Origin of the sequence: Pseudomonas sp. PS01300 (assembly GCF_029960155.1) — a bacterium.
Classification (GTDB): domain Bacteria; phylum Pseudomonadota; class Gammaproteobacteria; order Pseudomonadales; family Pseudomonadaceae; genus Aquipseudomonas; species Aquipseudomonas palmensis.
Genome location: NZ_JASCPN010000013.1, coordinates 15374 through 28433, shown reverse-complemented (window position 1 = coordinate 28433; position 13060 = coordinate 15374). Strand labels below are relative to the sequence as shown.

Here is a 13060-nt window from a genome sequence, read left to right as displayed (position 1 = left end):
ACTCCTTAAAGGCTGTTGATCAGCGTGGTGAAAATTTCCTGCGCGATCTTGATGATCTGCGAGGAGGCCGTGTAGTACTGCTGGAACTTGATCAGGTTGCCGGTTTCTTCGTCCAGGTCGACGCCGGACACCGAAGCGCTGGCGGCTACCGCAGACTTCTGCAGGGCTCCGGTGGCCTCGGTATCGAGCTTGGCCTGGGCCGCCTTGCCGCCGACGTTCTCCACCAGCTTGCCGTAGGCATCGGTCAGGCTGATGCCCTTGCCGTTGGGACCGACGTCGACGGTGGCCTTGGTCTGCAGATCGATCACCGCCTGGCCGTTGCGGTTGTCGGCCGAGCCGGCACCGGTCATGCCCACCGTGTAGTTGTCGCCCTGCTTGGGCGAACCGGCCACGGTCATTTCAAAGGTGATGTTCTTTTGTGGCGTACCCACCGGGTTGCCGCTGGCATCGACCATCGGCACGTTGATCTGCAGCTTGTTTTCCTGGCCCGGAATGATAGTACCGCTGCCGATTTCATCGCCCTGGGCGTTGTGGATCTTGTAGGTCTGCGGGTTGGTGCTTTCATCACCGAACACCAGCTTGACCGGCGTCGAGTACTTCAGGCCGTTCTGCAGCTCGATGCGCTGGGCCGAGTCGTAGATGTCGATCATCGAAGTCAGGTTGGGCTGACCGATGATGCCGGTACCCTGGTTGCCTGCACCGCTGGTGCCGGTCAGCGGCGCCGCCAGCGCGATGCGCTTGGGGTCGGTGAGCACGGTGTCGAGGCTGCCCGCGGCGCCGCGGGTCGGGGTGATCTTGAACGAGTCGCCCTTGCTGGGCAGGCCACCGTTCATTTCCAGGGTGAAGCCGTCGATCACCGGCGGTGGCGTCTCGTCCAGCTTGTAGGGGCCCATCGCAGTGCCACCCGGGAGCCGGGTGACGGTGTAGTTGTTGTCGTCGGTAAAGGTCACCTGGTAGTCGCTGGTGGTCAGCTTGCCGGTGTCCTTGATGTTGACGTTAAGGCTGCCGGTGGCGGCGTTGTTGCCCGCCTTGGCGATGCTGCGCTGAGCCATCATGGTGGCGTTGTTGATATCGTTGAACAGGGTCGCGCCGAAGTCACCGTTCTTGTCGATACCTTGCGCCAGCTGGCTGTTGATCCGGTCGGCCACCACCAGGGCCACACGGCCGAGTTCGTTGAGCGCCGGTTCCAGCACGTCATTGCGGTAGGTGATCAGGCCGCCGATCTCGCCACCGCTGACGCTGTTGGTGATGTCGATCTTGGTGGTGCCGCGGTTGAGCACCAGGTTGGAACGGGTCGGATCGGTCGGGCTGTTCACCGTCTCGAGGGTGTTGGTGGTCTTGCCGAGCACCAGCGACTGGCCGTTCTTGAGGTACACGTCGAGGTTGCCTTCGCGCTCGACCACATCCACGCCCACCAGGTTGCTGAGCTGGCGCACCGCTTCGTTGCGCTTGTCGAGCAGGTCGTTGGGGCTGCCCTGCAATGACGACACGCGGGAGATCTGGTCGTTGTAGTTGGCAATGGTGGCCGTCAGGTTGTTGACCTGGGTGGCCATCGACGACAGGTTGCCGTTGATGTTGGTGTTCTGCTGGTTGAGCTGCGCGGCGATGGTGTTGAAGCGCTTGCTCAGCGCCTGGGCGCTGGTCAGCAGCAACTGGCGCGAGGCGTCTTCGGTCGGCTTGGCGCCAGCGCTCTGCAGGGCGGTGAAGAAGCTCTGCAGGGCGCCGGTGATACCGGTGTCCTTGTCCGACAGCAGCTTGTCGGTGGGGCTGACCTGGTCGAGAAAGGCGTTGGCCTCGCTGCTCAGCGAGTTGGTGGTACGCAGCTGGTTTTCCAGGAAGTTGTTGTACACGCGGCGCACATCGGCCAGCGTGGTGCCGGTGCCGATGAACACCTGGCCTTCGCGGATCGAACTCTTGGAGTTTTGAATGTTCTGCTGGCGCGAGTAACCAGCGGTATCGACGTTAGCGATGTTGTTACCCGTGGTGTGCATGCCCGATTGGGCAGCGCTGGCACCGGATAAGCCGATATTGATCAAACTCGCCATAATTCAAACCTTATAGTTTCGTTGTAGTAGCGACAGCTGCGTAGCTCTCGTACGACTTCATCTGTTTTGCGATCTGCGAGATCTTGCTGGCGTAGTCCGGATCGGTTGCATACCCGGCCTTCTGCAGCTCTCGCACAAACTGTTCAGGCTTATCGGCCGCATTTACCGCATCTTTATAGCGAGCATTGTTTTGCAACAGGCTCACCAGGTCGTGGAAGCTGTCCTGGTAGGAGTCATAGGAACGGAACGCAGCGGTTTCCTTGACGAACTGCCCGTCACGGAACTCGCTGGTGATCGCACGTGCCTGATCGCCTTTCCAGTTGCCGGTGGCCTTGATGCCGAACAGGTTGTGGCTGCTGCTGCCATCGGCCTGGCGCATCACCGATTTGCCCCAGCCGGTTTCCAGGGCGGCCTGTGCCACCAGGTACCGCGGGTCAATGCCGATACGCTTGGCGGCCTGCTCGGCCATCGGCAGCATGGTGGTGACGAACTCGTCGCTGGAATCGAACGCGCGCTTGGCCGGGGCCAGTGGCGGCTGCGCCACGGCACGTCCGTAGATACGCATCGAGCCCGGCGCGGCAAAAGTCTGGGCCGGGGCCCAGTCGCCCTTGACCAGCGCATCGGTCATGGCCGTGGTGCGCTGCGGCAACGCGGCGGTATTGGTGGTGGCTGGCGTTCCATCTGCCGACGGCACGATACCGGCCAGCAGGCGATCGGTGAGCTTGCCGGGCAATGCCAGGCGCCGCGAATTGAGCGCCGCCATGTCGTTGCGGTGGCTGGTGCTGGCGGCATCACGCAGTGGCTCGGCCACCTTGGTCGCCCACAGGCTGCGCTGCTGCAGATCGACCCGCGGGAACGGGCTGCTGGCCGCCGCTGCAGCGTTGGTGGCCTTCTGCTTGGACAGCTGGCGCATCAGCACATCCTGCAGGCCGATGCCGCCGCCCTCGCGGGACATGCTCACCGCCAGCTGCTGGTCGTACATCTGCTGGTACTGCTTGGTGGTTTCGGTATTGAGCGGGTTGTCCTTGGCCAGCACATCGCTGGCCGAGCGCATCGACTTGAGCATCTCGTTGAGGAACAGCGACTCGAATTCCTGGGCGACCTTGCGCAGGTTGGCGTCGCTGTCGCGATCACCCACCTTGAGCGAGTTGAGGCGGTTGAGGTCGGTGTAGGCACCACTGTCGGCGGCACTGATGCCGCTTTTAGGCATATCCATGACCAGCCCCTCAGATCACGATCAGGTCGGCTTGCAGCGCGCCGGCCTGTTTGAGGGCTTCGAGAATCGCCATCAGGTCACCGGGGGCCGCGCCCACCTGGTTGACCGCACGCACGATCTCGTCGAGCGTGGTGCCCGGCCCGAACTTGAACATCGGCTTGGCTTCCTGCTCGGCGTTGACCCGCGAGCGCGGCACCACTGCCGTCTCGCCATTGGAGAACGGGCCGGGCTGGCTGACGATCGGGTCTTCGGTGATGGTCACGGTCAGGCTGCCGTGGGTGACCGCCGCTGGCGATACCTTGACGTTCTGGCCGATCACGATGGTACCGGTACGCGAGTTGATGATGACCTTGGCCACTGCCTGGCCGGGGTCGATCTCGAGATTCTCCAGGATCGACAGGTAGTCGACGCGCTGGCTCGGGTCCAGGGGCGCGGTGACGCGCACCGAGCCACCATCCAGCGCCTGGGCCACACCCGGGCCGAGCAGTTCATTGACCTTGTCGACGATACGCTTGGCGGTGGTGAAGTCGGGGCGATTGAGGTTCAGGGTCAGGCTGTTGCCCTGGTTGAAGCCGCTCGGCACCGAGCGCTCTACCGATGCACCGCCCGGAATACGCCCGGCCGATGGCACGTTGACGGTGATCTTGGAACCATCACGGCCCTCGGCATCGAAGCCGCCCACCACCAGGTTGCCCTGGGCAATGGCGTAGACGTTGCCGTCGATACCCTTGAGCGGGGTCATCAGCAGGCTGCCGCCGCGCAGGCTCTTGGAGTTGCCGATGGACGACACGGTGATGTCCACCACCTGGCCCGGCTTGGCGAACGCCGGCAGGTCGGCGTGCACCGACACTGCCGCGACGTTTTTCAGTTGCACGTTGCCCGAGCCCGGCGGCACCTTGATACCGAACTGCGAGAGCATGTTGTTGAAGGTCTGCAGGGTGAACGGGGTCTGGGTAGTCTGGTCACCCGTGCCGTTGAGCCCCACCACCAGGCCGTAGCCGATCAACTGGTTGGTACGCACGCCGGAAATGCTGGCGATGTCCTTGAGGCGCTCGGCATGTACGCCGAACGCGGTGGACAACAGGACAGTCGCGGCAATCAGCTGCTTGATGTTGAACATGATCATCCGAACCTAGAAAGGCCAAAGCGGGCTGATGAAGAAGCGGTCCAGCCAACCGGGCTGGCTGGCATCGGCAAACGAGCCGGTGCCCGAATAGGTGATGCGCGCATCGGCGACCCGGGTCGACGGCACGGTGTTGTCGGTGGCGATGTCGTCGGCGCGTACCATGCCGGCAATACGCACCAGCTCGTCGCCGGTGTTGAGGGTCATCCACTTCTCGCCGCGTACCGCGATGATGCCGTTGGGCAGCACGTCGGCCACGGTGACGGTGATCGAACCGGTCAGGGTATTGCCCTGGGCCGCCTTGCTGTCGCCCTTGGTGGCGCGGTCGCCGCTGTAGCCGGCGCTGAGGCTCAGGTCACCGTCGCCAAACGGATTGTTGGTGTTGACCCCGGCACCGAACAGCGAGGTCAGGCCAAGCTCGGCCTTGCTGTTCTTGGCGATCTGCGAGTTGGCGTTCTTGCTCGCCTGGGTACGCTCGTTGAGCGTGATGGTGATGATGTCGCCCACCCGGAACGCCTTGCGGTCGCTGTACAGGTTCTGCTCGAAACCGGCCTGGTAGATGGAGCCGTTGTTGGCCGCTGCAGGCAGGGGTGTACGCGGCAACACAGGCGCGTAGTACGGGTCGTTGGGCTTTGGCGTCGGCGCGACGCAACCGGCCAGCAACACCACCCCACCCAGGGCGAATACGGACAACAAACGGCTCATGACTCTGACCTCACGGTGTAACAGGCGCCGCATCAGCGCCCCTGGGGCTTCACTTACAGGTTCTGGGTAACGAACGAGAGCATCTGGTCGGCGGTGGAAATCACCTTGGAGTTCATCTCGTAGGCACGTTGGGTGGTGATCATGTTGACCAGCTCTTCCACGGTGCTGACGTTGGAGTTTTCCAGGGTCTGCTGCAGGGTGGTACCGAAGCCGTTCAGGCCCGGCGTGCCGATCTGCGGCGCACCGCTGGCGGCGGTTTCCAGGAACAGGTTGTTGCCCATGGCCTGCAGGCCGGCCGGGTTGATGAAGTCGGCGGTCTGGATGTTGCCGATGATCTGCGCGGCCGGGTTGCCGGCGGTGGTGATCGATACGGTGCCGTCCTGGCCCACGGTGAAGGTCTGCGCGTCTGGCGGCACGACCACGGCAGGCTCGAGGGCGAAACCGTTGGCGGTGACCACCTGGCCATCGGAGTTCAGGTGGAAGGTACCGTCACGGCTGTACGAAACGGTGCCGTCTGGCTGCAGTACCTGGAAGAAGCCGCGACCGTTGATGGCCATGTCCAGCGGGTTCTCGGTGGTTTGCAGGCTGCCGGTGCTGAAGTTTTTCTGGGTGCCGACGATGCGCACACCAGTACCCACCTGCAGACCCGATGGCAGCTCGCTGTCCTGGGTCGACTGGGCACCTGGCTGGCGTTTGATCTGGTAGAGCAGGTCCTGGAACTCGGCACGATCACGCTTGAAGCCGGTGGTCGAGACGTTGGCCAGGTTGTTGGAAATGGTGGTCAGGTTGGTGTCCTGGGCGGACAAACCGGTTTTACTGACCCAAAGAGCCGGAAGCATGCTGTTCTCCTCGTGCGCCTGTTTTACGGCGCTACGTCTGTGTAATTAGCCGATTTGCAAAACCCGAGCCATGGCTTCGTCGCCTTCCTTGGCTGTGGTCATCATCTTGACGTGCAGTTCGAATTGACGGGACAGCGCCAGCACCGAGGTCATTTCCTCGACGGCGTTGACGTTGCTGGCTTCCAGGAAACCGGACACCACCTGCACGTTGGCATCGGCATCGGCAGGCTGGCCGCTCTTGGTGTGGATCATGCCGTCCAGGCCCTTGTTGAGGGTCTTGACGTCGGGGTTGACCAGCTTGATGCGATCGACCTCGGCCATCACCCGCGGGCCTTCACCCATGGCGCGAATGCTGATGGTGCCGTCCTGGCCGATCTCGACCTTCTGCTCGGGCGGCACGGCAATCGGCCCACCATTGCCCATCACCGGCATGCCGTTGCCCGCGCGCAGCACGCCCAGGGCATCGATGTTGAGGCTGGCGGTACGCACGTAGGCTTCGCTGCCATCCGGGGCCTGCACGGCGATGAAGCCGTCGCCACCAATGGCGATGTCCAGGTCGCGGCCGGTCTCCTGCATGGCACCGGGGCTGAAATCGGTGGCAGGACGTTCGGTCATGGCATAGGCACGCGCCGGAAAGCTGTCACCAAACACCGGCATCGAGCGCGCCTGCTCCAGGTCGCGCTGAAAGCCGCTGGTGGAAATGTTCGCCAGGTTGTTGGCATGCGCCCGTTGCGCCAGTGCGTTCTGGCTGGCACCGGTCATGGCCACGTAAAGCATCTTGTCCACAGATCATCCTCCGCTGCGCTGGCGAACACTTGCCGTTCACCGCTGCTTTGCCGGTCACTCAAGCAAGTTTCAAACCAACTCTGCCAAACAGGGGTAAAGCCCCGTCAATGCGGGGGCTGGAGCACAGGCCAGCGCCTGCGCGTGCGATGCACCGTCGAAAATACGGCGCCAGCTTGCCGCTAGCGGCAAACCTCAGTTGTCACGGCAAGCGCCATTGTTGAAAGGCCCGGAAAACCGACGCCAGCCCTCGCCCGGCGAAACCTGCGAACAGACGAGCCGGCCATCGGCCTGGCTTTCCCAGCGATACCAGGCGGCCATGTCGGCGCCGACCTGCACAGCCACCACCAGCAAGGTGAAGCCCACGATTGCGAGTGCGCACTTCATTTCTACTGCCTCCGAAACAACGAACCCCTTCCGAGAAAGGGGTTCGTCCATGCTCATTTCATCAGGCGATCATCAGGTCATCTGGATGATGGTCTGCATGATGGTGCTTTCGGTAGAGATGGTCTTGGAGTTCGCCTGGAAGTTGCTCTGCGCCTTGATCAGCTCGACCAGCTCCATGGTCAGGTTGACGTTGGACGCTTCCAGTGCGTTGGACTCGATCGAACCCAGGGTACCGGTCTTTGGCGTGTCGATGCCCGGGATGCCCGAGGCGTAGGTCTCTTTCCAGCGGGTACCACCCAGCTGCTCCAGGCCCTGCTCGTTGGCGAAGCTGGCAATCGCGACCTGGCCGATGGCGCGGGACTGCTGGTTGCTGAAGCTGGCGAACATCACACCGGTGGAGTCGATGCTCAGGCTGGACAGGATGCCGGTGGCATAGCCGTCCTGCGCCTGGGACATGCGGGCAGTGTCGGTGTTGTACGACGTGGTGCTGGTCATGTTCATACGGATGCCGTCGGCATTGCCGGCCGAACCGTTGGACGCCCACTTGTCGGTGGCCTTGTCGTAGGACGCCGGCACCCAGCCTTTCATGGTGAAGTTGTTGTTGACCACGGTGAATTCGGAGCCCGCCGGGTGACCGGTATTGTCGGCAGTCATGGCCTTGACACTGCCATCAGGATTGAAGCTGATGGTGCCGGACAGTGGCTTGGTGCTGGTAGGGTCGAACGGGTTGCGACCATCGACCAGCGTATAGGTGGTCCACTGGTTGTCACCGGTCTTGCGATAGAACTGCTCCATCGTGTGCTCGTTGCCCTGACTGTCGTAGATCTTGGTCGGGAACGATTTGGTGTAGGTGCTCTCGTCCGAAGGGTCGAACGTCTTGTTGTCCACCAGCACCGGCGGCGTGCTGTCATCCAGTACCTGCAGCGGGATCGACGGCGCCGAGGAGTTCAGGTTGATGCCCTGATCGATCAGCGTGGTGGTCTTTGGCGCCAGCGCGGAGGTGTCGATCTTCAGGTCGGTCAGCACGCCCTTGATGATCTTGCCGTTGACGTCGGCCGCGTAACCTTGCAGACGGATACCGTCCGAGGTCACCACGTAGTTGTCCTTGTTGGTCTGGAACGCACCGGAACGGGTGTAGCTCAGCGAGCCGTTGTCGCTCAGGACGAAGTAGCCCTGGCCCTGGATACCCATGTCCAGTACGTTGCCGGTGTTGTTGATGTCACCCTGACCGAACTGCTGGGAGACTGCAGCCAGACGCACGCCGTTGCCGACGGTCTTGCTGCCCACACCCAGTTTGCTGGCCGAGTACACATCGGCGAACTCGGCGCGCGAGGCCTTGAAGCCGGTGGTCGAAACGTTGGCGATGTTGTTGCCGGTGACAGCCAGTTGCTTGTTGGCTGCATAGAGACCGCTAAGGCCGATATTGAAAGACATCTTTCCACTCCTTGTGCCGCGTTAGCCGGCTCTATATACCGATAGTTTGGACTTTGGACAGCGCAACGCTGCCCAGGCCAGCGAGGTTGAGCATCAGCTCGCCGCCGGTCTGACTGATGGTGACGCTGCTGACGGTGGCCGGCAGCAGGGTGTACATCTCGGCCGACTTGCCATCGACGGTGGTCTTGGCCGTGAAGGTGTAGGTACCCGGGTCGACCTTTTCGCCCTTCTCGTTGGTACCGTCCCAGATGAAGTCGGCATTGCCGGCCTTCTGCTCGCCCAGGTCGATGGTCTTGATGGTCTTGCCATCCTTGTCGGTGACAGTGACGGTGCCCGAAGTGATCGACTGCGGGACCACCACCTGGCCAGTGAAGCTCTTGGTGGTATCGACCACGGCCTTGTCGGCCTGGGTGATCACCGAGCGACCGACCAGCCCGGAGGCCTGCAGCGCCTGCGAGGAACCCATGGCCCCCGTGATGGCGTTGACCGAATCGTTCAGCGAGGTGATGCCTTCGAGGCTGGAGAACTGCGCCAGCTGGGCCACGAACTCGCTGTTGTCCTGCGGGTCGAGCGGGTTCTGGTGCTGCATCTGGGTAACCAGCAGCTGCAGGAACGCGTCCTTGCCCAGGGTCTGGCCGTTGGCGGTCTTGCCGCCCAGGCCGCTTGCCGCGTTCGTATTGCTGGAGTTCTTGACGCCGGAATTGGAAATGACGTCGTTCAGGTTTACATCAGCCATAAAAAACGCCCCTTATCACTGACCCAGGGTCAGGACCTTCTGCATCATGGTTTTGGCCGTGTTCATCAGTTCGGCGTTGGTCTGGAACGAGCGGCTGGCGGAGATCATGTCAGCCATTTCCTCGACCACGTTGACGTTCGGGTAGTAGACGTAGCCGTCCTTGTTCGCCGCCGGATGGTTGGGCTGATAGCGCGCCTCGAGGTTGCTCTGGTCTTCGACCACACCCAGTACCTGAACGCCCTGCCCGGCTTCGCCCTGGTCCTGGAACAGCGACTGGCTGACGCCATTCTGGGCCTGCTGGAACGTGGTGGCGAACACCGGGTGGCGGGCACGGTAGGTCTGGTCGATGCTCGAGGAAACGGTCTCGGCGTTGGCGATGTTGGAGGCAACGGTGTTCAGGCGCGTGGTCTGCGCGCTCATGCCGCTACCGGCAATGTTGAAAACGCTGGCAAGGGACATGACTTACTCTCCGCGCAGGGCTGACACCAGCCCTTTGAATTTACTGTTGAGCAACGTGAAACTGGCCTGGAAACCCACGGCGTTCTCGGCATAGCTGGATTGCTCGAGCTGCGCGTCAACGGTGTTCTGGTCGATCGAGGGCTGCATGGGCGTGCGGTACTGCAGGGTTTCGTCACCCATCGCCAGGCCTTGGGCCTCGATGTGCCGGGTGTTGGTGCGCTCGAGGGAGAAATGGCCGTTCTTGACCTTGTCGGTCTCGGCCGCCAGCACGGACGAGAAGTCCATGTCGCGCGCCTTGTAGTTGGGCGTGTCGGCGTTGGCGATGTTGTTGGCCAGCACTTCGGCACGCTGGGCGCGAAAGCCCAGTGCCTTTTCGTGAATGCCAAGCGCTTTGTCGAAACTGATGCTCATGTCGGGGAAACCTTTGAAGGTTGACCGTAGGGTTCGTTGCCGGTGATAGAGCAAGTCCCGTGCCAAAACACAAAACCCAGCAAAGCCTGGGCTTTTCCGCGCTTGCCAGCCATGGCAATGCCAGAAAAGCGGCAACGGATTTCCGCCAGACACCGGCAAAGCGGCAATTGCCTGGCAGCGGCAACCCCACCCTGCGCCCTTTTGGCGTCAAATTTTAATGTCAATTCGCTATCTCTCATCTAAGATCCGTCCCGCTCCGCTACGTGGCATCTGGCTATCACCGCACAGCCGTCATGCCACGCAGGCAAGCGCCGAATTCAATACGCTGTGTTTAAGGAATAAACCGTGACTCCTGTGATGTTTCGCAAGACCCTGCTCGCCCTGGCAATCACTGCCACCGCCCTGCCTGTCGGCGCCCAGACCATCAAGTTGACCGATGCCGGCTTCATCAGCGAGCACAAGACCTACGAAGGCAACCTCGAATTCACTGGCGCCTACACCGGCAGTGCCGCCGAAGACGCGATCGAATTCAACGGCAACCACGTCAAGGGCGACCTGATTCTCAACACCACGATCAACAGCAGCGGCAACTTTGCCGGCGGCATCGACCTGGACGCCTGGGAAGACGGCAGCAGCTGGGCCAGCAACCAGATCGACGGCAACCTGATCAACAAGGGCAGCATCAGCGCCGTGGGCGGCGGCTCCAATGCCCTGATGATCGACCCGGCCACCATCAATGGCAGCGTCATCAACCAGGGCCTGCTCAGCGCTACCGGCGAACCGCTGCTCGACGGCAGCGAAATGGACGTGGCCCGTGCACTGGACTTCACCGGCACGATCAAGGGCGACCTGCTCAATGACACCACTGGCCGCATCATCGCCAAGGGCACCAGCGCCAAGGGCATCAACCTGGAAGGCGGCCGTATCGACGGCAAGCTGATCAACAACGGCCTGATCCAGGTTACCGGTAACGGCGCTACCGCCATCGACGCCACTACCAGCTTCAACGGGCAGAATGTGGACATGGTCGACCTGGCCGGCATCGTCAACAACGGCACCATCATCGCCACCGGCGATGACGCCGAAGGCATCCGTGTGGACGGCGCCAGCTTCACCACCGCCGAGCGCCAGATCGTCAACACCGGCACCATCAAGGCGACCGATGCGGCCATCGTGATCGGCAACTTCGACATCGACGTGGCCAACCGTGACGCTTTGTGGGTCGTCAACAGCGGCACGCTGATCTCCGAAGATGAAGCGGTCGATGCATCCGAAACCAACAAGACCGTCTACCTGAGCCTGCAAAACGGCAGCAAGGTGACGGGCAACCTGATCGATCTGACGTCCATCGACGTCTATGGCAACGTCGACTTCAGCGGCACCCAGGGCAACGACGGCGCCAACATCCGCCTGCGTCAGGGTGGCTGGATGAGCGTGGGCGGAGAAACCGGAAGCGCTCACCTGAACCTGGTAAAACCCCATACCGTGCTGGACGGCAGCATGACCGTAGCAGGCAACTCCTCGCTGGGGCTGAACCTGAGCACGGCCACCAACCCGAATGCAGCGGTACTGAAGGTAACTGGCACTGCCGAATTCGAGAAAGGCTCGCAAGTCAAGCTGGCCGCCAAGGGCAGTGACTTCAACGCCAAGGGCAATACCTATCGCCTGATCGAAGCCGGCAAGATCGACGGCAACATCAACCTGGTCAGCAGCTCGGCCCTGCTCAAGGTCGACAGCTACAAAGTCCAGGGCAACAAACTGGTCGCGACCGTCACCGGCAAGGGTGCTGACGAAGTCAACCAGATCCTGGTCGGCCAGGGTGCCTCGGCCAACAGCCAGCTGGCCCTGGGCAGCCTGAACCGCGACAGCATCCTGAGCAAACTGAGCGCCAACGACCCGCTGCTGCAAGCCTTCGCCAATGCCGACGAGGCCCAGCTGGCCAAGCTGGCCGAGCAACTGACACCTGAAGTCAACGGCGGCGCCACCCAGGCAGCCACCACCAGCCAGAACCTGGTGAGCAATGTCACCGGCAGCCGTACCAGCAGCCTGCGCGGCGCCTCCTCGGGCGAAGCGTTCAAGGACACCGGCGTGTGGGTGCAGACCCTCTACAGCGATGCCAGCCAGGACCTGCGCGACGGCGTGGCCGGCTACAACGCCTACAGCCGCGGCATCGCGGTGGGTGCCGACGGCAAGCTCAACGACAACCTGACCCTGGGCCTGGCGTACAGCTTCATCAACACCGACGTCAACGGCAAAAGCGGCAACCAGACCAAGGTGGACAGCCACGCCTTCACGCTGTACGGCGGCTTCGAGCAGGGCAACTACTTCGTCGATGCCAGCCTGAGCTATGGCTTGAACGACAACGACAGCAAACGCAAGATTGCCGGCACCTCGGCCAAGGCCGATTACGACAGCGACCTGCTGGGCCTGAACGTGGTGGGTGGCTACACCTATCACATCAACCCGCAGATGCTGGTCGAGCCGCGCATTGCCGCGCGCTACAGCCTGGTGAACATCGACGGTTACCGCGAGAAGGGTTCGTCGGCTGCACTGAAGGTCGAAGACCAGCGCTACGAGGCCATCGAGCTGGGCGCAGGCCTGCGCGTTGCCGGCGAGTATCCGCTGGGCGCCGGCACCCTGCAGCCACAGGCTCGCCTGATGGCATACCATGACTTCGCGGCGGACGAAGCCAAGAGCACCTCGACCTTCCTGCTGGGTAGCACCCCGTTCGTCACCAGCGGCGCCAAGGCCGTGCGCAACAGCTACGAAGCCGGCGTAGGCGCCGACTACAAGCTGGGCGCGGTGACCCTGGGCGTGAACTACGACTACATCGGCAAATCGGGCTTTGACGCCGATGTGTTCTCGGCCAAGGTGCGTTACGACTTCTGATCGATGACAGCAGCTGCATGAAAAAGGCCGGTG

General features: G+C 62.3%; 13 protein-coding genes. 2 read left to right on the top strand and 11 right to left on the bottom strand.

The features are described from left to right. Positions 1–5 precede the first annotated feature (5 nt). From flgK to flgB, 11 genes are all read right to left on the bottom strand, one after another. Entirely contained in the window at positions 6–2045 is a 2040-nt protein-coding gene (gene flgK / locus QMX96_RS09555; RefSeq protein WP_104572206.1) for a flagellar hook-associated protein FlgK, read from the bottom strand. A 10-nt stretch (positions 2046–2055) separates the two neighbouring features. Further along, positions 2056–3261 (bottom strand): flagellar assembly peptidoglycan hydrolase FlgJ, encoded by a 1206-nt coding sequence (gene flgJ, locus QMX96_RS09550; protein WP_043861789.1) that lies wholly within the window; start codon positions 3259–3261, stop codon positions 2056–2058. A gap of 10 nt (positions 3262–3271) precedes the next feature. Further along, a complete protein-coding gene (locus QMX96_RS09545) occupies positions 3272–4381 on the bottom strand; it encodes a flagellar basal body P-ring protein FlgI (RefSeq protein ID WP_054915656.1) in 1110 nt (369 codons plus the stop codon). A gap of 12 nt (positions 4382–4393) precedes the next feature. Continuing rightward, positions 4394–5089, bottom strand: a complete 696-nt coding sequence (gene flgH / locus QMX96_RS09540) for a flagellar basal body L-ring protein FlgH (RefSeq protein ID WP_043861788.1) — start codon at positions 5087–5089, stop codon at positions 4394–4396. Between the two features lie 53 nt (positions 5090–5142). Continuing rightward, positions 5143–5928 carry a flagellar basal-body rod protein FlgG gene (gene flgG / locus QMX96_RS09535; protein ID WP_043861787.1) on the bottom strand — a complete coding sequence of 262 codons (786 nt, stop codon included), beginning with the start codon at positions 5926–5928 and terminating at the stop codon, positions 5143–5145. Between the two features lie 45 nt (positions 5929–5973). Further along, positions 5974–6714, bottom strand: a complete 741-nt coding sequence (locus QMX96_RS09530) for a flagellar basal body rod protein FlgF (RefSeq protein ID WP_043861786.1) — start codon at positions 6712–6714, stop codon at positions 5974–5976. Positions 6715–6906: 192 nt separating this feature from the next. Further along, positions 6907–7098, bottom strand: a complete 192-nt coding sequence (locus tag QMX96_RS09525; RefSeq protein ID WP_349016784.1) for a hypothetical protein — start codon at positions 7096–7098, stop codon at positions 6907–6909. 72 nt (positions 7099–7170) lie between these two features. Further along, positions 7171–8532, bottom strand: a complete 1362-nt coding sequence (flgE, locus tag QMX96_RS09520) for a flagellar hook protein FlgE (RefSeq protein WP_088515594.1) — start codon at positions 8530–8532, stop codon at positions 7171–7173. Between the two features lie 31 nt (positions 8533–8563). Beyond that, positions 8564–9268: a flagellar hook assembly protein FlgD gene (gene flgD / locus QMX96_RS09515; RefSeq protein WP_104572203.1), complete on the bottom strand. Its 705-nt coding sequence runs from the start codon at positions 9266–9268 to the stop codon at positions 8564–8566. 15 nt (positions 9269–9283) lie between these two features. Then, complete coding sequence (gene flgC / locus QMX96_RS09510) at positions 9284–9727, bottom strand: flagellar basal body rod protein FlgC (protein WP_043861782.1); 444 nt, start codon at positions 9725–9727, stop codon at positions 9284–9286. A 3-nt stretch (positions 9728–9730) separates the two neighbouring features. After that, the gene (gene flgB / locus QMX96_RS09505) at positions 9731–10138 is read right to left on the bottom strand and encodes a flagellar basal body rod protein FlgB (RefSeq protein WP_054915646.1); all 408 of its coding nucleotides are present in this window, start codon (positions 10136–10138) and stop codon (positions 9731–9733) included. A gap of 59 nt (positions 10139–10197) precedes the next feature. Here flgB and QMX96_RS09500 point away from each other — a divergent pair, with 59 nt between their 5' ends. Both QMX96_RS09500 and QMX96_RS09495 read left to right on the top strand, forming a co-directional pair. Further along, positions 10198–10356, top strand: coding sequence for a hypothetical protein (locus tag QMX96_RS09500; protein WP_158554927.1), 159 nt, complete (start codon positions 10198–10200; stop codon positions 10354–10356). A gap of 139 nt (positions 10357–10495) precedes the next feature. After that, the gene (locus QMX96_RS09495) at positions 10496–13027 is read left to right on the top strand and encodes an autotransporter outer membrane beta-barrel domain-containing protein (protein ID WP_116053213.1); all 2532 of its coding nucleotides are present in this window, start codon (positions 10496–10498) and stop codon (positions 13025–13027) included. Positions 13028–13060: the final 33 nt, after the last annotated feature.

What these genes read in the sequence shown, in the direction of transcription:
- flgK (WP_104572206.1), bottom strand. Translation starts at nt 2,045, where the DNA reads ATGGCGAGTTTGATCAATATCGGCTTATCCGGTGCCAGCGCTGCCCAA.
- flgJ (WP_043861789.1), bottom strand. Translation starts at nt 3,261, where the DNA reads ATGGATATGCCTAAAAGCGGCATCAGTGCCGCCGACAGTGGTGCCTAC.
- QMX96_RS09545 (WP_054915656.1), bottom strand. Translation starts at nt 4,381, where the DNA reads ATGTTCAACATCAAGCAGCTGATTGCCGCGACTGTCCTGTTGTCCACC.
- flgH (WP_043861788.1), bottom strand. Translation starts at nt 5,089, where the DNA reads ATGAGCCGTTTGTTGTCCGTATTCGCCCTGGGTGGGGTGGTGTTGCTG.
- flgG (WP_043861787.1), bottom strand. Translation starts at nt 5,928, where the DNA reads ATGCTTCCGGCTCTTTGGGTCAGTAAAACCGGTTTGTCCGCCCAGGAC.
- QMX96_RS09525 (WP_349016784.1), bottom strand. Translation starts at nt 7,098, where the DNA reads ATGAAGTGCGCACTCGCAATCGTGGGCTTCACCTTGCTGGTGGTGGCT.
- flgE (WP_088515594.1), bottom strand. Translation starts at nt 8,532, where the DNA reads ATGTCTTTCAATATCGGCCTTAGCGGTCTCTATGCAGCCAACAAGCAA.
- flgD (WP_104572203.1), bottom strand. Translation starts at nt 9,268, where the DNA reads ATGGCTGATGTAAACCTGAACGACGTCATTTCCAATTCCGGCGTCAAG.
- flgC (WP_043861782.1), bottom strand. Translation starts at nt 9,727, where the DNA reads ATGTCCCTTGCCAGCGTTTTCAACATTGCCGGTAGCGGCATGAGCGCG.
- flgB (WP_054915646.1), bottom strand. Translation starts at nt 10,138, where the DNA reads ATGAGCATCAGTTTCGACAAAGCGCTTGGCATTCACGAAAAGGCACTG.
- QMX96_RS09495 (WP_116053213.1), top strand. Translation starts at nt 10,496, where the DNA reads ATGTTTCGCAAGACCCTGCTCGCCCTGGCAATCACTGCCACCGCCCTG.